This window comes from Variovorax sp. GW821-FHT10B04 (genome assembly GCF_059415645.1).
This window is the reverse complement of sequence record NZ_JBWKNQ010000016.1, coordinates 102,499-122,636: the sequence shown is the minus strand read 5'-3', so window position 1 is coordinate 122,636 and position 20,138 is coordinate 102,499. Positions and strand designations below refer to the sequence as shown.

Genomic DNA, 20,138 nt, shown 5'->3' with positions numbered 1-20,138 from the left:
CCGACTTGCCCGGTCGGATGGGATGTTCGCTGACTTCGGCGCGTGGACCGGAGTGACATGCTCGGGTCAAACAACAAAGCGGGCTTGCCCGCAGACTCCGATGAATGACGCCTCTTCCCCTGGCCGGCGCGGCTTCCTGCGCCGTTCGATCGCCATCGTCCCGGCCGCCACTGCGCTGACGACCACCGGCTTTGTCGCTGGCCACCACGTCGCCGCGCAGGCAGACCCTCCACCCACGCCGTCGCCCGGTGCGCCTTACAAGCCGGTCTACTTCCACGCGGACGAGTGGGCCTTCATCCAGGCCGCGGTCGCGCGGCTGATTCCGTCGGACGACACCGGTCCCGGCGCCATCGAAGCCGGCGTGCCCGAGTTCATCGACAGGCAAATGGAAGGTGCGTTCGGTCAGGCCGCGACCTGGTACATGCAAGGCCCGTTCGTACCGAGTTCGCCGCTGTTCGGCTACCAGGGCAAGATGCTGCCGCGCGAGGTCTACCGTGCCGGCATCGCGGCAACCGACGAATGGTGCAAGGCGCAGCGAGGCGGCAAACGCTTCGTCGAGTTGGACGCCGCACAACAGGACGAGGTGCTCAAGGGCCTCGACGGCGGCACCATCACGTTCGAGAACGTCGGTGCCAAGGACTTCTTCACCTTCCTGCTGCAGAACACCAAGGAAGGCTACTTCAGCGACCCGATCCACGGCGGCAACAAGAACGCGGTGGCCTGGAAGATGATCGGCTTCCCCGGCGCGCGCGCCGACTTCCTCGACTGGGTGAACAAGCCCGGCGTTCACTATCCGCTGCCACCCGTCAGCATCAACGGGCCGCAGGGCTGAGGGGCGCGTCATGGCAAGCATCAAGAAACCCAGCGTCGACGCGGTGCTGGTCGGCTTCGGCTGGACCGGCGCGATCATGGGCATGGAACTCACCGCCGCGGGCCTCAAGGTCCTTGCGCTGGAGCGCGGCGAGAACCGCGACACTGTGCCCGACTTCGCCTACCCGCGCATCACCGACGAACTGAGCTACGGCATCCGCGGCAAGCTGTTCCAGAACCTGTCGAAAGAGACGGTCACCGTGCGCCATACGCCGGGCGAAGTCGCGGTGCCGTATCGGCAGCACGGCTCCTTCCTGCTCGGCGACGGCGTCGGCGGCGCCGGTGTGCACTGGAATGGCCATCACTGGCGCGCGCTGCCGGCCGACCTCACGCTGCGCAGCACCTACGAAGCGCGCTACGGCAAGAAGTTCATCCCCGAGGGCATGTACCTGCAGGACTTCGGCGTGACCTACGACGAGCTCGAACCGCACTTCGACATGTTCGAGAAGATCTGCGGTACCTCGGGCAAGGCCGGCAACATCAAGGGCCAGATCCAGGCCGGCGGCAACCCCTTCGAAGGCTGGCGCGCCAACGAATATCCGCTGCCGCCGCTGGCATCGCCGAACAGCGCGGTGCTGTTCGAGAAGGCGGCGCGCGAGCTCGGCTTCCATCCGTTTCCGCAAGCCGCGGCCAATGCGTCGCGGGCCTACACCAATCCGCACGGTGCGCAGCTCGGCCCCTGCAACTTCTGCGGCTTCTGCGAGCGCTACGGCTGCTACATGTACGCGAAGGCTTCGCCGCAGACCACGCTGCTGCCGACGCTGATGAAGCGGCCCAACTTCGAGCTGCGCACGCGCTCCCACGTGCAGCGCGTCAACATGTCGGCCGACGGCAAGCGTGCCACCGGCGTGACCTACATCGACGCGCAGGGCAACGAGGTCGAGCAACCGGCCGACCTGGTCGTGCTGTGCGCCTACCAGATGCACAACGTGCGCCTGCTGCTGTTGTCGAACATCGGCAAGAAATACGACCCGGCGACCGGCGAGGGCGTGGTCGGCCGCAGCTATGCCTACCAGCTCAACGGCGGCGCGACGCTGCACTTCGACAAGGACCAGCCGATGAATCCCTTCGTCGGTGCCGGCGCGAGCGGCCACGCGATGGACGACTTCGACGGCGACAACTTCGACCATGGTCCGCTCGGCTTCATCGGCGGCTCCAGCATCAACTGCATCAACACCGGCGGGCGGCCCATTCAGCAGCTGGCGCTGCCGGCCGGCACGCCCACCTGGGGCGCGGCCTGGAAGAAGGCGGCGAAGGAGAACTACGTCTACCAGACCTCGGTGGGCGCGCAAGGCTCGGTGATGGCCTACCGCGACAACTACCTCGACCTCGACCCGACCTACAAGGACCAGTTCGGCCAGCCGCTGTTGCGCATGACCTTCGACTGGAAGGACAACGACATGGCGATGACCGCCTTCATCGGCACCAAGGTCGAGCAGATCGCCAAGGCGATGGGCCCGAAGCACATCGCGATGGGCTTCAAGAAGAAGGGCGAGCACTACGACGTGCGGCCCTACCAGTCGACCCACAACACCGGCGGTGCCGTCATGGGCACCGACCCGAACACGAGCGCGATCAACCGCTACCTGCAGGTGTGGGACGTGCCGAACGTGTTCGTGATGGGCGCCAGCGCCTTCCCGCAGAACTTCGGCTACAACCCGACCGCGGTGGTGGGCGCGCTGGCCTACTGGTCGGCCAACGCGATCCGCGAGAAGTACCTGAAGAACCCGGGAGCACTCGCATGAACGGCGCCATGAAGACGCGCCTGCGCGTGACCGGCTTCGGTATCGTGATCGCCGCGCTGATCGCCAACTGGGCCTTCGGGCAGGACGCGCAGCCCACCGCCGGTGCGGCGCTCGCGCCGGCGGCCGAGGCCAAGGCCGTTGCGGCTGCAACGCCGGCCACGACCGACCCGCTGGTTGCACGCGGCCTGTACCTGGCCCGCACCGGCGACTGCATCAGCTGCCACACCGGCCCGAGCGGTGTGCCGTTCGCGGGCGGCCTGCCGATGAAGACGCCGTTCGGCACCATCGTGTCGACCAACATCACGCCCGACAAGAGCGCTGGCATCGGCGACTACACCGAAGCCGACTTCGCCCGTGCGCTGCGCGAGGGCGTGCGGCGCGACGGCAAGCACCTGTATCCGGCGATGCCCTACACCTCGTTCGCACGCATCGGCGACGAGGACATGCACGCGCTGTTCGCGTACTTCCGCCAGGGCGTCCAGCCATCGTCGGCCAAGCCGCCGCCGACCGAGTTGCCGTGGCCTTTCAGCATGCGCTTCCTGATGATGGGCTGGAACATGCTGTATCTCGACAAGGGCGTGTACCAGCCCGACAGCGCGCGCAGTGCCGAATGGAACCGGGGCGCCTATCTCGTCCAGGGCCTCGGCCATTGCGGCGACTGCCACACGCCCCGCAGCCTGACGGGCGGCGTCAAGGCCGCCAGCGAGCGCAGCGGCGACAGCTACCTCGCGGGCGCGCTGATCGACGGCTGGCTCGCGCAGCCGCTGCGCCACATGGACCGCTCGACCGCCGCCCAGTGGTCGACGCAGGACATGGTCAGCTACCTTCAGACCGGTCGCACCGCGCACACGGCGGCTTTCGGCCCGATGAGCCAGGTGGTGGAGAACAGCACGCAGTACATGAGCCCGGCCGACCTCGCGGCGATCGCGACCTACCTGCAGTCGGTCGGCACGCCGCCTGCGAAGCCCGCGCCCTTGCAGGCGGCCGTGGTGGCCGCGGCCGACCAGCACCCCAGCACGCTGAAGCTGCGCGCGGGCACGGTCGAAGGCGCGGGCGGCACGGTCTATCTCAACAACTGCAACGCCTGCCATCGGTCGAGCGGTACCGGTGCCGACGGTGTCTTTCCGTCGCTCGCCGGCAACAGCGTGGTGAATGCGAAGGACCCGACCTCGCTGATCCGCATCGTGCTCGCCGGCTCCGCCATGCCGCACACCGAGAAGGCACCGTCGGCCCTCGCCATGCCCGACTTCGGCTGGCGCCTGACCGACGCCAACGTGGCCGACCTGCTGAGCTTCGTGCGGTCGAGCTGGGGCAACCAGGCCGAGGCGGTGACGCCCTCGGAAGTGGCGAAGGTGCGCGAGTCGATCCCGAAGACGAGCACGGCCGCGCGTTGAGCGCAGCGCCCGGCGCGGTTCAGTCCTTCACGGACAGCATCGCATCGGGCGCCGCCGCCGCGCGCTGTTTGCCGGTGGCCAGAAAGTACGCCCACGCCATCGCCATCAGCAGCAGGAAGAGCAGCGTCAGCAGGCCGTTGAACCAGACCATTGCACCCAGGCACACCACGCCGAGCACCAGCGCGATGGCCGGGAACACCGGATAGAACGGCGCGCGGTAGCTGCGCGGCAATGAAGGCTCGGTGCGGCGCAGGCGGAACAGCGCGGCCATCGACACGAGGTACATCACGATCGCGCCGAGCACGGCCATCGTCACGATATTGGCGGTGAGCGTCTGCCCGCCAAAGGACACCCACTCGTCGCTGAAGATCGCGATCACGCCCACCACGCCGCCGGCCAGCAGTGCGCGATGCGGCGTGTTGAAGCGCGGGCTCAGCGCCGCGAAATAGCCGGGCAGGTAGCCGGCGCGCGCGAGCGCGAAGATCTGGCGCGAATAGCCCATCGTGATGCCGTGGAAGGACGCGACCAGCCCGAACAGGCCGATCCACACCAGCATGTGCAGCCAGCCGCTGCTGCCGCCGACCACGGCCTTCATCGCCTGCGGCAGCGGGTCATTGATGTTGGCCAGCTGGCGCCAGTCGCCCACACCGCCCGCGAAGATCATCACGCCGAAGGCCAGCACGACCAGCGTCACGATGCCGGTGGTGTAGGCGATCGGGATCGTGCGATGCGGATCGCGCGCCTCCTCGGCGGCCATGGCCGCGCCCTCGATCGCGAGGAAGAACCAGATCGCGAACGGGATCGACGCGAAGATGCCCGACAGCGCCGCGCCGCCGAAGGCATCGCCGCCGGCCCAGCCGTGCGCAACGAAGTTCGCCATCGACCAGCCCGGTGCCACCACGCCCATGAACACCAGCAGCTCGAAGATCGCCAGCACCGTCACGAACAGCTCGAAGGCGGCGGCGATGCCCACGCCGATCCAGTTGAGCGCGATGAACAGCACGTAGGCGCCGAGCGCGAACCATTTCGGGTTGACGCCGGGGAACTGCACGTTGAGGTAGGCGCCGATCGCGAGCGCGATGGCCGGCGGCGCGAAGACGAACTCGATCAGCGTCGCGAAGCCCGCGATGAATCCGCCGGTGGGCCCGAAGGCCCGCCGCGCATACGCGAAGGGCCCGCCGGCATGCGGGATCGCGGTCGACAGCTCGGTGAAGCTGAAGATGAAGGTCGTGTACATGGTCGCCACCAGCACCGTCGCGACCAGGAACCCCAGGGTGCCGGCGGTGTTCCAGCCGTAGCTCCAGCCGAAGTATTCGCCCGAGATCACCAGCCCGACCGCGATGCCCCAGAGCTGGAAGGGGCCGAGTACTTTCTGCAGACCGGAAGACATGGCGGCTTCTTTCGTGACAAGAGACGCTGGCGGCACTGCAAGAGCGGTGCCATGTCCGCCCGGGGGCTGGCATCGGGGCGTCTTTCGGCTTCGCAATAATGGCCGGTTGTCACACCTTCAAGGAAACCGCTTCATGTTTCATTCGCTTCGTTCCATCGCCTGCGCCGCACTCGTCACCGCCTGCATCGTGCCGGCGGCCTTCGCCCAGAAAGCACCAGTCACCACCTCGAGCGGCCTGGTCTACCAGTCGCTGAAGGACGGCACGGGCACGTCGCCGACGGCGTCCGACACCGTCAAGGTCCATTACCGCGGCACGCTGCTCGACGGCAAGGAGTTCGACAGCTCCTACAAGCGCGGCGAGCCGATCGAGTTTCCGCTGAACGGCGTGATCCCCTGCTGGACCGAAGGCGTGCAGATGATGAAGCCGGGCGGCAAGGCCAAGCTGACCTGCCCGCCGGCCATCGCCTATGGCTCGCGCGGCGCGGGCGGCGTGATCCCGCCGAACGCCACGCTGAACTTCGAGGTCGAGCTGATCTCGGTCAGGGGGCGTTGAGCGCCGGCGTGCGCCGCGCACGCCCGAAGGCGATCGCCACGGTCGCCGCGCCCAGCACCAGCGCGCTGCCGAGCAGCATCGCACTCGCGATACCGCTGCCGTCCACTGCCAGGCCGCCCAGCAGCGCGCCGGATGCGATCGCCACCTGAAACGCCATCACCAGCATCGCCTGACCGGCTTCGGGCGCGTCGGGCAAGGCCTGGAGCATCCAGCCGGTGGCGGACGGCGGCACCATGCCGAAGGCAATGCCCCAGGCGATCACGACCGCCATCCCGGCGATCAGGCCGGTGCCCACCATCGTCGACAGCAACAGCGATGCGGCCAGCAGCAGTGCGGTCGCCAGCAAGGCCGACAGCGCGCTGCGTGCCACCAGGTGGCCACCGATGAAGTTGCCCGCGAAGCCGGCTGCGCCATAGACGAGCAGCAGGGCCGTGACCATCGTCGGCGACAGCGCGAACACATCCTGCAGCAGCGGCTTGAGATAGGTGTAGGCGGCGAAGTGGCCGGCCACGAGCAGCACCACCGCCGCCAGGCCGACGGCTGCGACGCGCCGCGTCAGCGGCATCAGCAGGTCGGTGACCCGGATGGCGCGCGCCGCCGGAACGGCAGGCAGCAGCCAGAGTTGCACCAGCAGCACGACGACGGTGAGTGCCGCCGACGCGGCGAATGCGGAACGCCATCCGGCGAGGCTGCCGAGCAGGGCGCCGGCCGGCACGCCGAGCACCGTGCCGACCGAGATGCCGGCCAGGATCATCGACATCGCCCGCGGCCGATCGGCCTCCGGCACGAGTTGCGTGCCGACCGCCGGCGCAAAGCTCCAGAAACCGCCGACGCACAGCCCGAGCAGCATGCGCGCCACCAGCATCGTCGAGAAGCCGGGCGCGAAAGCGGCCAGCAGGTTCGACACCAGCAGCAGCGCCGTGAGCGACAGCACCACGGTCCGGCGGTCGAGCCGGCCGGCCGCCACCGTGAGAGCGGGCGCCGCCAGGGCGGCCAGCACGCCGGGCATGGTTACCATCAGCCCGGCCGTGCCGGCGGACACGTTCAGTCCTTGCGCGATGTCGGTGAGAAGGCCGACCGGCAGGAACTCGGTCGTCACCATCACGAAGGTGCCGACGGCGATGGAGGTGACGGCCAGCCAGGCGGAGCGCGGCGTGCTGGCAGCGACCGGGCTGGGCGCCGCGATCAGTTCATCGCAAGTGGAGCAGGAAGACGGCGGATTCATCGGCGGAAATTGGGAGAGCGGAACGGCCTCGCAGTGTGGTCGGTCCGCCGCCGGCGACCAAGACACCTGGCGCCAGTAGTGTGTTTCCTGGTGGCCAACAATGCGCCGCAGGACATCGGATCTGCACCACGCCGCCATCGACGAACGACTCGATGCCGTCCACGAGGCACCGCGGCGTTGTCACTGCTGTCGTCCGAGGCCAGGAAGACCACGGCCTTGGCCATTTCGTCGGGCGTGCTCACGCGGCCCGGCGGAGTGGTCTGCACCTGGAAGTCGACGAAGCCTTTGAAACTCAGGTAGCGGGCTGGTATTGATACAGCCAGGTTTCCGTCAACGCCTGGTCGCCGGTCTTCAGGTAGAGCCGCAGGTCGACCGGTTCCGTGCCGTCGACGCTGAAATCGAATTGCGCCCGCCAATGGCCGGGCACGCCGTTCGGTACCGGCTCCGAAAAGGTGTACGAGAAGGTGCCGCGCGATGCCGTCAGCATGAGCTCGGGCCTGGTTCCGAAGGGCAGGTTGGCCAGCGTGCCGCCACGGAACTCGACCATGAACTTGCGCACGCCCGCTGGCCTGGGCTGGCCCGGCTGTCCACCACGGCCGACGCGGGTCGCCACGCATTCGGCCAGTGCCGGCGCATAGGGCTCGCGGTCGGTCCAGTGCAGGCGGTAGCGCAGCGCGTAGGCCGAGCCCTGCGTGGCCGGCGCTTTCGGCACCCAGAAGGCGACGATGTTGTCGTGGATCTCGTCATCGGTCTGGATCTCGATCAGCTGGACCGAACCTTCGCCCCAGTCGCCGACCGGCTCGACCCACAGGCTCGGGCGCCTGTCGTAGAACACGCCGTCCTGGTAGTGGTCGAAGTTGCGGTCGCGCTGCAACAGGCCGAAGCCGTGGGGCTTCGCATCGGCGAAGGCCGACGCACGCGGCTGGGCCGGGTTGTTCAATGGCCGCCAGATGCGTTCGCCGCCGCCGGTCCACATCGCCAAACCATCGGAGTCGTGCACCTCCGGCCGCCAGTCGATGCCGGTCGGCTTGGTGGTCTCGCCGTACCAGAACATCGACGTCAACGGCGCAATGCCGAGCCGGGCCACGTCGCGCCGCAGGAACAGCCGGCACTCGATGTCCATCACCACGGCCTGCGTGCGCTGCATGACGAAGCGGTAGGCGCCGGTGATGCTCGGCCCTTCGAGCAAGGCATGCACCGTGACACTGTCGCCGCCATCGGCCGGCGGCTCGAAATAGAAGCGGGTGAAGGCGGGGAATTCCTCCGGTCCGTCCGGCACGGCCACGTTCACCGCGATGCCGCGGGCCGACAGTCCGTATTGGTAGAGCCCGCCGATCGCGCGGAAGTACGAGGCGCCGAGAAAGGCGACCCAGTCGTTCTTCTGCCAATCGAGCTTCTGCGGGTCACCGAGCCGGCTCTCCTGGAAGCGGAAGCCCGCAAAGCCCGCGCCCTGAGGCAACTGCCGCGCCGGGCTGTCGGGCGGCATCGTGAAGTAGGCCGGGTCGTAGAGGATCTCGCGCGCCTGCGACTCGCCGGCCGCGTCCAGCACGTGCATGTGCACCGGCGCCGGAAAGAAGCGGCCCAGATGGAAGAAGGTGACGGGGAAGGCGCCGGGTCCGTTGCGGAACAGGGCGCTCTCGGTGTCGAAGCGGATCTTGCCGTGCGCCTCGTAGTCGATGCGGTCGACCACCTCGGGCGCGGGCGGCTTGTCGGCGACGTAGGGCTTGGCCGCGAGCGATTTCGCGAGTGCCGTCAGGCGATCGAAGGAAAAGGGGCTGGGCGTGCCCAGCTTGAGGCCGGTGGCAGCGAGCGCTTCGGCGGAAAGTCCAAGGGATGCGAGTGCCAGCGAGGCGCCGCCGGCAGCGAGAAAGGAACGTCGGTCGAGCATGCAGAGGCGCGGTGAGCGTCGGTGGTGATCGGCATGCGATGGTGCCGAGCTGCTCCTGTCCGGGGTGTAGGCGCAGGCCGCACGCGCCCGGCGGCGTGGCGCGCCTCAGCCCGCCATGAGCTTCTGCACCAGTTCGGCCGTGGTCGCGGCGCCGTACTTGCGCATCAGCCGCGCCCGGTGCAGTTCGACCGTGCGATGGCTGATGCCGAGCACGCGGCCGATCTCCTTGGACGTCAGCCCCTGCATCACCTGCGCGGCGACCTCGCGCTCGCGCGGCGTGAGCTGGGCCTTGCCTGCGCGGCGCGAGCCCAGGTCCTCGAAAGTCCAGATGCCGGCTTCGTGCGGCTGCGCGCGGTTCAGCGCATGGCCGGTCACGTGGCACCAGAAGGTCTCGCCGCGCAGCGGGCCGTCGAGCCGCCGCATCATGCGGTTGTCGGCGTAGCGGCCGCTTGCGTTCAGGATCGGCTCCATGCGCTTGCCGATCCGCTCGAATTCGGCGACGCTTGGGTAGAGCACACGAAAGGACTGGCCGACCAGCGCCTGCCGCGTGGCGCCGAACATCTCGCACAGTTGCGCGTTGCAGTCGACCATGGTCCGATTGCGCGACAGCACCATGCCGACCGGCGCGTGCTCGAAGGCGCGCCGGTAGTCGAGGTCGTCGGGTGTCCGAAGCGGCGGTGATGCGGACGTCTCAGGTGTCGCCATTACGAAATACTACGTATACGGCTACGTAGTATCGTCGTTGCAGTTTTTGTTCTCTTCCATCAACCATCACCGAGCGAGGATCACAAGCCATGGTGAACAAGATTTATCCCGACGCCACTGCGGCGCTCAAGGGTGTCGTGGCCGATGGCCAGATGCTCGCTGTCGGCGGCTTCGGCCTGTGCGGCATTCCCGAGGCGCTGATCGAGGCGCTGAAGGACAGCGGCGTCAAGGACCTGACCTGCGTGTCGAACAACGCGGGTGTCGACGGCTTCGGTCTCGGCAAGCTGCTCGAGACGCGGCAGATCAAGAAGATGATCGCCAGCTACGTCGGCGAGAACAAGGAGTTCGAGCGCCAGTACCTGGCCGGCGAACTCGAGCTCGAATTCACGCCGCAAGGCACGCTGGCCGAAAAGCTGCGCGCCGGCGGCGCCGGCATTCCGGCCTTCTTCACCAAGACCGGTGTCGGCACCCAGGTGGCCGAGGGCAAGGAACTGCGCGATTTCGATGGCGAGACCTACGTGATGGAGCGCTCTCTGGTGCCCGACGTGGCGCTGGTCAAGGCCGACGTGGCCGACACGTCCGGCAACCTGCGCTTTCGCCTGACGGCCCGCAACTTCAACCCGGCCGCGGCGATGGCCGGCAAGGTCTGCATCGTGGAGGTCGAGAAGATCGTCGAAGTAGGCGAACTCGCGCCTGACGACATCCACCTGCCGGGCATCTACGTGCACCGCATCGTGCTCAACGCGACGCCCGAGAAGCGCATCGAGAAGCGCACCGTGAGCGCATCGGCGCCGGTCGATGCCGCAGCCGCCAAGGTCGAGGCGCAAGCCGCCATTGCACAGGCTGCAGCCGGCAGCGAAGTGCCAGTCCCCACCGTCCCCGCCAACAAGAAAGAGGGAGCCTGACATGCCCTGGACCCAAGACCAGATGGCCGCACGCGCGGCGCAGGAACTCGAAGACGGCTTCTACGTGAACCTCGGCATCGGCATTCCGACGCTGGTGGCCAACCACACCGGCACCAAGGAAGTCTGGCTGCAGAGCGAGAACGGCATGCTCGGCATCGGCCCGTTCCCGACCGAGGACGAGGTCGACGCCGACCTGATCAACGCCGGCAAGCAGACCGTCACCACGCTGCCCGGCTCAGCCATCTTCGGCAGCCATGACAGCTTCGCCATGATCCGCGGCGGCAAGATCAACCTGTCGATCCTGGGCGCGATGCAGGTCAGCGAAACGGGCGACCTCGCCAACTGGATGATCCCCGGCAAGATGGTCAAGGGCATGGGCGGCGCCATGGACCTGGTGGCCGGCGTGAAGCGCGTGATCGTGCTGATGGAACACGTCGCGAAGAAGAAGGACGGCACCGAAGACCTGAAGATCCTGCCGAAGTGCACGCTGCCGCTGACCGGCGTCGGCGTGGTCGACCGGATCATCACCGACCTGGCCGTGCTGGACGTCACGCCCGAAGGCCTGCGCGTGGTCGAGATCGCCGATGGCGTGAGCTTCGACACGCTGCAGGCCAAGACCGGCGTCACGCTGATCCGCTGATCGCCGTCGCCGCGAGCCCCGGCGGTGCCGAGGCCTCGCGGCGCGCCACGCTCAAGGCGTGGTCTTCGGCGCCGCCGGTGCGACCTGCGGCGCATCGGCCGGTGTCGCGACGCCCGCACCCGGCATCGCCTGCCCCTGCGGCTGCAATTGCGGATTCGCCGGCAGCTGGTAGCTCCAGGTTTCACTGACCGGCTTGTTGTCCTGGAGCAGCGCGGCGCGCATCTCGACCGGCAGCGCCGGGTTCTTCACCTTCACCCGCAGCGTCACGCGCCAGCCCTTGATGGCCGGATTGCGCTGGATGCCGACGTCGAGCAGTTCGGCGTTGTCGCCCACGCTCACCTGCGGCGTGACGGCGGTGCCGGTCGGCAGGTTGGCCAGCGCCGGGCCTTCGAAGTCGATCAGGAAGGCGCTGTTGCCGTCCAGCTTGCGGATCAGGTTGGCCTGCAGTTCCTCGCTGTCGGTGTGGAAGGTCTGCTTCACCCAGGCGTTGTCGGCGTCGTGCAGCGCCGGCTCGTCGGTCGTCCAGTGCATGCGGTAGGCGAACTGCAGCATCTGGCCGCGCTGGGTCGGCGCCTCGGGCGTCCAGAAGGCGACGATGTTGTCGTTGGTCTCGTCGGGCGTCGGGATCTCCATCAGCGTGACGTGGCCCTTGCCCCAGTTGCCCTGCGGTTCGATCCATGCGCTCGGGCGCAGGTCGTAGCGGTCCTTCAGGTCTTCATAGCGCGAGAACTCGCGGCCGCGCTGCAGCAGGCCGAAGCCCTTCGGGTTCTCGACCTCGAAAGAGCTGATCGCGAGGTTGCGCGGGTTGTTCAGCGGGCGCCACAGCCATTCGCCGGTGCCGGTGTGGATCGACAGGCCGTTGGAGTCGTGGATGGCCGGGCGGAAGTTGCGCTTCAGGTCGGACTGCTGGTTCGGCCCGTACAGGAACATGCTGGTCAGCGGCGCGACGCCGAGCGTGTTGATGTCGCCGCGCACGAAGATGTTGGCCTGCACGTCGACCACCGCGTCCTTGCCGCCAGGCGTCACGATGAACTGGTAGGCGCCGGTGGCGCGTGGCGAGTCGAGCAGCGCGTAGATCACGACCTGCTGGTCCTTCGGTCCGGGCTGCTGGATCCAGAACTCGCGGAAGTTCGGGAATTCCTCGCCGCCGGGCGGTGCGGTGTCGATCGCCAGCCCGCGGCTCGACAGCCCATAGACCTGGCCCTTGCCGATCACGCGGAAATAGCTGGCGCCCAGGAAGCTCACGATCTCGTCGAGCTTGTCGGGCTGGTTCACGGGGTAGAGCAGCCGGAAGCCCGCATAGCCGAGCGTGCTGGTCGCGCCCTTGTCGAAGTTCAGGTTGCCGAAGTCGAAGCGATCGGTGTCGTACTTGATCTCCTGCACGCCGTCGGCCGTGATCTCGTTGATGCGCACCGCCGAATTGAACTGCATGCCCTGGTGATAGAAGTTCAGCCGGAACGGCGTCTGCAGGTCGCGCCACTCGAAGCGGTCGGTGCGCGGCTGCATCTTCTGGTAGTCGGCGAACTGCATGCCGCTGAACACCGGCGGCAGGTTGTTCACCGGCGCGACGTAGGGCTTTTCCATCAGGGCGCGGGCCTGGGTGGTGACGTCGTCGATCGAGAACGCCTGGGCCTGGCCGGCCCAGAGCAGCGACACGGCGGAGGCCATGCCGAGCAGGGCGAGGGTCTTTCGTTTGCGGTGGGCGGTGCTGAGGGGCATGGATGGATTCCGTGAAACGCAATGGGGAGGATGGCCCGCAGGCTCGCATGCAGGGGCGGCGGAGGGCGAGACGGCGGTCGCAGGCAAGCACGAGGACCGGCGGGCAAACATGGGCTTAGCTTAGCATCCGAGCCTCACAATTCAGCCCATCCCCGGAGGGCGTGCGCGAGGGGAATCGACGCACGCTGCGATCCACTTGAATGAAAGTCACTGAATGAAAAAGCGGTATCTGCTGGTCCTCATGGCCGGCCTGGCCAGCCCGCTGGCCTTCGTGCAGGCGCAGCCAGCTGCACCCACCACCCCAAGCATCGGCAAGACGAGCGACAAGACGGCTTTCGTTGCCGACCTGCTCGCCAAGATGACGCTGGACGAGAAGATCGGCCAGCTCCGGCTCATCAGCATCGGCCCCGAGATGCCGATCGCCCAACTGGCCGAAGAGATCACCGCGGGGCGTGTCGGCGGCACCTTCAATTCGGTGAACCGGCCCGACAACCGCCGGCTGCAGGACGCGGCCATGAAGGGCCGGCTGAAGATCCCGATGTTCTTCGCCTACGACGTGATCCACGGCCACCGCACGACCTTCCCGATCGGCCTCGGCCTCGCATCGAGCTGGGACATGGCCACGGTCGACGTGATGGCGCGCACCGCCGCCCGCGAGGCCGCGGCCGACTCGGTCGACATGACCTTCGCGCCGATGGTCGACATCTCGCGCGACCCGCGCTGGGGCCGCACCTCCGAAGGCTTCGGCGAAGACCCGTACCTGGTGTCCGAAATCGCCAAGGCGGCCGTCAAGGGCTTCCAGGGCAACACCGTGCCGGTGGCGGCCAACCACATCATGGCCGCCGTGAAGCACTTCGCGCTGTACGGCGCGGTCGAAGGCGGCCGCGACTACAACACGGTCGACATGAGCCCGATGCGCATGTACCAGGACTACCTGCCGCCGTACAAGGCCGCGCTCGACGCGGGCGCCGGCGGCGTGATGGTCGCGCTGAACTCGATCAACGGCGTGCCCGCCACCTCCAACACCTGGCTGATGCAGGACCTGCTGCGCAGGGACTGGGGCTTCAAGGGCGTGGCCGTGAGCGACCACGGCGCCATCGTCGAGCTGATCCGCCATGGCGTTGCCAGGGACGAGCGCGAGGCCGCCAAGCTCGCCATCAAGAACGGCATCGACCTCAGCATGGCCGACTCGGTCTATCTGAAGGAACTGCCCGGCCTGGTGCAGTCCGGCGAAGTCGGCGTGCAGGACATCGACAACGCGGTGCGCGAGGTGCTCGGCGCCAAGTACGACATGGGCCTGTTCAAGGACCCGTACCTGCGCATCGGCGTGGCGGCGGACGATCCGCCGGACCTCAACGCCCAGAGCCGCCTCGATCGCCCTGCGGCACGCGACGTCGCACGCAAGTCGATGGTGCTGCTGGAGAACCGCAACCGCACGCTGCCGCTGTCGAAGTCGGCCACCATCGCGTTGGTCGGCCCGCTGGCCGATGCGCCGATCGACATGCTGGGCAGCTGGTCGGCGGCCGGCTACGACAAGAGTTCGGTGACCTTGCGCGCGGGCCTGGACGCGGCGGTCGGCAAGACCGGCCGCGTGATCTACGCGCGCGGCGCCAACATCACCAACGACGAAGGCATCGTCAAGTACCTGAACTTCCTGAACTGGGATGCGCCCGAGGTCACGCAGGACAAGCGCACGCCGGCCGACATGATCGCGGAGGCCGTGAAGGCCGCCGAGCGGGCCGACGTGATCGTGGCCGCGGTGGGCGAGGCGCGCGGCATGTCGCACGAATCGTCGAGCCGTACCAGCCTCGACCTGCCGCAGAGCCAGCGCGACCTGATCACCGCGCTGAAGGCCACCGGCAAGCCGCTGGTGCTGGTGCTGATGAACGGCCGGCCGCTCGCGCTGCAGCGCGAGCAGAAGGAGGCCGACGCGATCCTCGAGACCTGGTACACCGGCACCGAAGGCGGCAACGCGATCGGCGACGTGCTCTTCGGCGACTACAACCCCTCGGGCAAGCTGCCGATCTCGTTCCCGCGCTCGGTCGGCCAGATCCCGACCTACTACAACCACGCGCGGCTCGGCCGGCCCTTCACCGAAGGCAAGCCGGGCAACTACACCTCGCAGTATTTCGAGGAAGTCACCGGCCCGCTGTACCCCTTCGGCTATGGCCTGAGCTACACCGACTTCGCACTGTCCGACGTGGTGCTGTCGAGCCGCACGATGGCGCGCGGCGGCAGCGTCGAGGCGGCCGTGACGGTGAAGAACGTCGGCCAGCGCGCCGGCGAGACCGTGGTGCAGCTCTACATCCAGGACGTGGCCGCCTCGGTGGTCCGGCCGGTCAAGGAACTGAAGGATTTCCGCAAGGTCCTGCTGCAGCCCGGCGAGGAGCGCGTGCTGCGCTTCCCGATCGACGAGGACAAGCTGAAGTTCTTCAACGCGCAGCTCCGCCAAGTGGCCGAGCCGGGCCGCTTCAACGTGCAGATCGGGCTGGATTCGCAGGCCGTGCGCGAGCAGGGCTTCGACCTGCAGTAGCTAGGTTTCAATGAAAGGCCGGTCGATGAGCGCCGTGAACTTCCCCGATGCAACGCAGGTCCTGCGCAGCCTGTGGCTGCAGGCGGGCTTGCCCGAAGCAGCCCTGGGCTTCGCGCGGCTCGATGGCGCCGAACCCGTCGTGCCGTCGTCCTTCGCGGTCGGCACGGCGGCTCAGAGCACCATTGCCGCGGCGGCGCTGGCCGCCTGCGAGCTGGGCCACCAGCGCGGCACCGTGCGCCAGGCCGTGAGCGTCGACATGCTGCACGCGGCCGTCGAATGCACCGGATGGTTCAGCCTGGATGGCGAGGTGCCCGACCTGTGGGATGCGTTCTCGGGCCTCTACCGCTGCGCCGACGGCTACGTGCGCATCCACGCCAATTTCAGGCATCACCGGGAAGGCGCGCTGCGGCTGCTCGGGCTCGACCCGGCGACCGCTCGGCGCAGCGACGCCGAGCAGGCGTTGCTTGGTTGGCGCGCGCTCGATTTCGAATCCGCTGCGGCGGAGCGCAAGCTGGTCGTCACGGCGCTGCGCAGCTTTTCGCAATGGGACGCCACGCCGCAAGGGCAGGCGATTGCCGCGCAGCCGTTGTTCACGATCGAACGCATCGGCGACGCGCCACCGCGGACGCTGCCGCCGCTGTCCGCCGACGCGCGCCCGTTGAGTGGCCTGCGCGTGCTCGACCTGACGCGCATCCTTGCCGGGCCGGTCGGCGGCAAGGCGCTGGCCGCCTACGGTGCGGACGTGCTGCTCGTCAATTCGCCCCATCTGCCGAACATCGATGCGATCGCCGACACCAGCCGCGGCAAGCTGTCGGCGCACGTCGACCTTCGCTCGCCCGAGGGGAAGGCCACGCTGCGCGCGCTCGTGGGTGACGCGCATGTCTTCGTGCAGGGCTACCGTCCCGGCGGGCTGGCCGCGCTGGGTTTCGGGCCGGAAGCGCTGGCGCAGCAGCGTCCGGGCATCGTCTGCGTGTCGCTCACCGCCTACGGCACGCGAGGGCCGTGGGCCGGTCGCCGCGGTTTCGACTCGCTGGTGCAGACCGCGATGGGTTTCAACCAGGCGGAGGGCGAGGCCGCCGCGGCCGGCGGAGAGGCCAGGCCGCGCCCGCTGCCGATGCAGATCCTCGACGAGGCGACCGGCTACCTGATCGCCTTCGGTGCGGCCGCCGCGCTGCACCGGCAACAGCGCGAAGGCGGCAGCTGGCATGTCCAGGTGTCGCTGGCGCAGACGGGGCACTGGCTGCGGTCGCTCGGCCGCGTGGCCCATGGTTTCGACGCGCCGAAGGCCGACCCGTCGCCCTGGGTCGAGACATCGGCTTCGGGCTTCGGCACGCTGTGCGCGGTGCGGCACAGCGCCATCCTCGGCCGCACGCCCGCCCATTGGCCTCGTCCGTCGGAGCCGCCCGGCCGGCACGCGCCGTCCTGGCCCTGAGGCGGCTTCCTACGCATCCATTGGCATGGAAGTCGTGGTGCGGGGCCCGATACGGTTTCTAAAATCTGTAATGAAAATTTCATACAGACGGGGGAATCGGGCGTGAAGCTTTGGGTCGCAGTAGGAACAGCAATGGTCAGTGTGCTGGCGCAGGCGCAGGCCCCTGCGCAGACCACATGGTTCACGGTCGCGGGCAATCCGGCGGATGCCTCGGTGGACACCGTGCAGGTCGATCCGGTCGCGCTGGGCGTCGACGGCCCGCTGAAGACGATGAACGTGCGCGTGAGCCGTTCGACGCTGCGCGCCAACTGGGAAGGCGTGCCCTACAGGTCGTATGAATCCGAAGTCGCCTTCGATTGCCGCGCCCGGCGCGCGGACTACCGGATGGCGACCTTCTACATGGCGCCGCTCTGGCAGGGCACGCCGCATCTCACGACGGACTACGCGAAGGACCCGAAGCCGATGCTGTTCCGCGACATGTCGCCGAACCCGACGAGCCGGATCATCCGTGCGGCCTGCCGTTTGCGCAGCAGCTGATTCGCCGGCCGGCGTCTGGCGCGCCGTGATCGGGCGGTGATCAGGCCGTGGCGCCGTCGAGCAAGGCCTTTCGCGCCTCGGCCGTTTCCTTCAGGAAATTCCAGACCGTCTGCATGCGTGCAAGGTGCTTGGTTTCGGCCGGCATCGACATCCAGAACGTCCGGGTGAAATTGGCCAGGGCGGGCAGCACGCGCTGCAGCCGCGCATCGGCCTCGCCGATGAAGGCCGGCAGCACCGCGATGCCCGCGCCCGCGGCCACCGCGCGGTGCTGCGCCAGGATGCTCGTGCTGCGCAGCGCGAAGGCATCGGGCTTGTACAGGCCATCGAGGAACTGCAGCTCCTTGCTGAACAGCAGGTCGTCCACGTAGCTGATGAAGCTGTGCCCGCGCAGGTCGTCCGGCGTGCGGATCGGTGGGTGCGCGTCCAGGTAGTCGACCGAGGCGTACAGGCGCAGCACGTAGTCGGCCAGCTTGCTCACCACCACCGGCCCGCGCGCCGGCCGCGCCAGCGAGATCACGATGTCCGCCTCGCGCCGCGACAGGTGCACGAGCCGCGGCATCGCCAGCAGGTCGATCGTGAGCCGGGGATGCTGCTGCGCGAAGCGCGCCAGTTGCGGCGCGAGCACCACCGTGCCGAAGCCTTCGGTCACGCCGATGCGCACCACGCCCGAAAGGCCTTCCTGCGCGGCGGGCGCGGTGCGTTCGACCGTGCGGAAGGCGCTCTCCATGGCCTCGACCTGCGGTTGCAGGCGGCGTCCCGCCTCGGTCAGCCGATGTCCGCCGGCTTCGCGCGAGAACAGCGCGGAGCCGACCTGTTTTTCGAGCGCCTGGATGCGGCGCGCGACCGTGGTGTGGTCGACTTCCAGCCGCCGCGCGGCGCCTTGCAGCGTGCCGGCGCGCGCGAGCTCCAGGAAGAAGCGCAGGTTGTCCCAGTCCATCGGCAATCTCCAGTGGCGTGTGCTCGGTCAAGCTTTGCATTTTCGCAAACCATACGCGCACATTTGTCTATTGCTATCGCAAAAGTGCAAAGCTAGGATCACCGGCTGTACCGCTTTCCAGACACAGGAGACAAAACCCATGGACGCCAAAGTCAAGCCGACCACCCAGGTCGCCACCGTCAAGCTGCTGATCGGCGGCAAGTTCGTCGAATCGACGACCACCGAATGGCGCGACGTCGTCAATCCGGCCACGCAGGAAGTGCTGGCCCGCGTGCCCTTCGCGACGCAGGCCGAGGTCGATGCCGCGGTGGCGTCCGCCAAGGAAGCGTTCAAGACCTGGAAGAAGACGCCCATCGGCGCGCGTTCGCGCATCTTCCTGAAGTACCAGCAACTGATCCGCGAGAACATGGCCGAGCTGGCCGCGATCCTCACGGCCGAACAGGGCAAGACGCTGCCGGACGCCGAGGGCGACGTGTTCCGCGGCCTCGAGGTGGTCGAGCACGCTTCGGGCATCGGCAACCTGCAGCTCGGCGAGCTGGCCAACAACGTGGCCAACGGCGTCGACACGTACACGCTGCTGCAGCCGCTGGGCGTGTGCGCCGGCATCACGCCGTTCAACTTCCCCGCGATGATTCCGCTGTGGATGTTCCCGATGGCCATCGCCACCGGCAACACCTTCGTGCTCAAGCCGTCCGAGCAGGACCCGATGGTCACCATGCGCCTGTGCGAGCTCGCGCTCGAAGCCGGCATTCCGCCGGGTGTGCTCAACGTGATCCATGGCGGCGAATCGGTCGTCAACGCGATCTGCGACCACAAGGACATCAAGGCGATCAGCTTCGTCGGCTCGACCAAGGTCGGCACCCATGTCTACAACCGCGCGATCCCGACCGGCAAGCGCGTGCAATGCATGATGGGCGCGAAGAACCACGCCATCGTCATGCCCGACGCCAACAAGGAGCAGACGCTCAATGCACTGGCCGGTGCCGGCTTCGGCGCTGCGGGCCAGCGCTGCATGGCGGTGTCGGTCGCGGTGCTGGTGGGCGATGCGCAGAAGTGGGTGCCCGAACTCGTCGCCAAGGCGAAGACGCTGAAGATCGGCGCGGGCACCGAGAAGGGCGTCGACGTCGGACCGCTGGTGTCGTGCGCTGCACACGACCGCGTCAATGGCCTGATCGAACGCGGCGTGGCCGACGGCGCGACGCTGGCGCTCGACGGCCGCAAGCCCACCGTGCCCGGCTACGAGAACGGCAACTTCGTCGGCCCGACGATCTTTGCCGACGTGAAGCCCGGCATGACCATCTATGACCAGGAGATCTTCGGCCCCGTGCTGTGCCTGGCCAATGCCGCCACCATGGACGAGGCGATCGAGCTCATCAACGCCAACCCGAACGGCAACGGCACCGCGATCTTCACGCAGTCGGGCGCGGCGGCGCGCAAGTTCCAGGAGGAGATCGACGTCGGCCAGATCGGCATCAACGTGCCGATCCCGGTGCCGGTGCCGATGTTCTCGTTCACGGGTTCGCGCGCGTCGAAGCTCGGCGACCTTGGCCCGTACGGCAAGCAGGTCATCATGTTCTACACGCAGACCAAGACCGTCACGGCGCGCTGGTTCGACGACAGCACGGTGAGCCAGGGCGTCAACACGACCATTTCGCTGAAGTAAGT

The 20,138-nt window shown here is 68.0% G+C and carries 16 protein-coding genes; 10 read left to right on the top strand and 6 right to left on the bottom strand.

All coding sequences use genetic code 11. The annotated features are described in order from the left end of the window. Positions 1-100: 100 nt before the first annotated feature. Genes AC07PZ_RS29025 through AC07PZ_RS29015 form a run of 3 tightly spaced genes read left to right on the top strand, consistent with a single transcriptional unit; the run spans position 101 to position 4,009 of the window. Positions 101-832 (top strand): gluconate 2-dehydrogenase subunit 3 family protein, encoded by a 732-nt coding sequence (locus AC07PZ_RS29025; protein ID WP_495298641.1) that lies wholly within the window; start codon positions 101-103, stop codon positions 830-832. A gap of 10 nt (positions 833-842) precedes the next feature. Further along, positions 843-2,615 (top strand): GMC family oxidoreductase, encoded by a 1,773-nt coding sequence (locus tag AC07PZ_RS29020; protein ID WP_495298640.1) that lies wholly within the window; start codon positions 843-845, stop codon positions 2,613-2,615. Beyond that, positions 2,612-4,009 (top strand): c-type cytochrome, encoded by a 1,398-nt coding sequence (locus AC07PZ_RS29015; protein ID WP_495298639.1) that lies wholly within the window; start codon positions 2,612-2,614, stop codon positions 4,007-4,009. The genes AC07PZ_RS29020 and AC07PZ_RS29015 overlap by 4 nt, the downstream gene beginning before the upstream one ends. 19 nt (positions 4,010-4,028) lie before the next feature. Here AC07PZ_RS29015 and eat read toward each other — a convergent pair whose 3' ends face one another. Beyond that, complete coding sequence (eat, locus tag AC07PZ_RS29010) at positions 4,029-5,399, bottom strand: ethanolamine permease (RefSeq protein ID WP_495298638.1); 1,371 nt, start codon at positions 5,397-5,399, stop codon at positions 4,029-4,031. A gap of 133 nt (positions 5,400-5,532) precedes the next feature. On the opposite strand from eat, the gene AC07PZ_RS29005 reads away from it, so the two are divergent. Beyond that, entirely contained in the window at positions 5,533-5,952 is a 420-nt protein-coding gene (locus tag AC07PZ_RS29005) for an FKBP-type peptidyl-prolyl cis-trans isomerase (protein WP_495298637.1), read from the top strand. Here AC07PZ_RS29005 and AC07PZ_RS29000 read toward each other — a convergent pair. From AC07PZ_RS29000 to AC07PZ_RS28990, 3 genes are all read right to left on the bottom strand, one after another. After that, entirely contained in the window at positions 5,939-7,177 is a 1,239-nt protein-coding gene (locus AC07PZ_RS29000; RefSeq protein WP_495298636.1) for an MFS transporter, read from the bottom strand. The two genes, AC07PZ_RS29005 and AC07PZ_RS29000, sit on opposite strands and share 14 nt — an antisense overlap. A gap of 292 nt (positions 7,178-7,469) precedes the next feature. After that, positions 7,470-9,065 (bottom strand): OpgD/OpgG family glucan biosynthesis protein, encoded by a 1,596-nt coding sequence (locus AC07PZ_RS28995; RefSeq protein WP_495298635.1) that lies wholly within the window; start codon positions 9,063-9,065, stop codon positions 7,470-7,472. A 105-nt stretch (positions 9,066-9,170) separates the two neighbouring features. Then, a complete protein-coding gene (locus AC07PZ_RS28990; RefSeq protein WP_495298634.1) occupies positions 9,171-9,770 on the bottom strand; it encodes a LuxR C-terminal-related transcriptional regulator in 600 nt (199 codons plus the stop codon). An 89-nt stretch (positions 9,771-9,859) separates the two neighbouring features. On the opposite strand from AC07PZ_RS28990, the gene AC07PZ_RS28985 reads away from it, so the two are divergent. Together AC07PZ_RS28985 and AC07PZ_RS28980 are read left to right on the top strand one after the other, a co-directional pair. Beyond that, entirely contained in the window at positions 9,860-10,675 is an 816-nt protein-coding gene (locus AC07PZ_RS28985; protein WP_495298633.1) for a CoA transferase subunit A, read from the top strand. Position 10,676: 1 nt separating this feature from the next. Continuing rightward, on the top strand, positions 10,677-11,315 hold the full coding sequence (locus tag AC07PZ_RS28980; protein ID WP_495298632.1) for a 3-oxoacid CoA-transferase subunit B: 639 nt from the start codon (positions 10,677-10,679) through the stop codon (positions 11,313-11,315). 51 nt (positions 11,316-11,366) lie between these two features. On the opposite strand, the gene AC07PZ_RS28975 is transcribed toward AC07PZ_RS28980, so the two are convergent. Next, positions 11,367-13,034, bottom strand: coding sequence for a glucan biosynthesis protein G (locus AC07PZ_RS28975; RefSeq protein ID WP_495298631.1), 1,668 nt, complete (start codon positions 13,032-13,034; stop codon positions 11,367-11,369). Positions 13,035-13,248: 214 nt separating this feature from the next. Between AC07PZ_RS28975 and bglX the strand changes: the two genes are divergently transcribed. From bglX to AC07PZ_RS28960, 3 genes are all read left to right on the top strand, one after another. After that, positions 13,249-15,567 (top strand): beta-glucosidase BglX, encoded by a 2,319-nt coding sequence (gene bglX, locus AC07PZ_RS28970; RefSeq protein WP_495298630.1) that lies wholly within the window; start codon positions 13,249-13,251, stop codon positions 15,565-15,567. Positions 15,568-15,592: 25 nt separating this feature from the next. Then, entirely contained in the window at positions 15,593-16,999 is a 1,407-nt protein-coding gene (locus AC07PZ_RS28965; RefSeq protein ID WP_495298629.1) for a CoA transferase, read from the top strand. Between the two features lie 132 nt (positions 17,000-17,131). Continuing rightward, a complete protein-coding gene (locus tag AC07PZ_RS28960) occupies positions 17,132-17,536 on the top strand; it encodes a surface-adhesin E family protein (protein WP_495298628.1) in 405 nt (134 codons plus the stop codon). Positions 17,537-17,576: 40 nt separating this feature from the next. Here AC07PZ_RS28960 and AC07PZ_RS28955 read toward each other — a convergent pair whose 3' ends face one another. Continuing rightward, on the bottom strand, positions 17,577-18,473 hold the full coding sequence (locus tag AC07PZ_RS28955) for a LysR family transcriptional regulator (RefSeq protein WP_495298627.1): 897 nt from the start codon (positions 18,471-18,473) through the stop codon (positions 17,577-17,579). A gap of 139 nt (positions 18,474-18,612) precedes the next feature. Here AC07PZ_RS28955 and AC07PZ_RS28950 point away from each other — a divergent pair, with 139 nt between their 5' ends. Beyond that, the gene (locus tag AC07PZ_RS28950) at positions 18,613-20,136 is read left to right on the top strand and encodes a CoA-acylating methylmalonate-semialdehyde dehydrogenase (RefSeq protein ID WP_495298626.1); all 1,524 of its coding nucleotides are present in this window, start codon (positions 18,613-18,615) and stop codon (positions 20,134-20,136) included. Positions 20,137-20,138 lie beyond the last annotated feature (2 nt).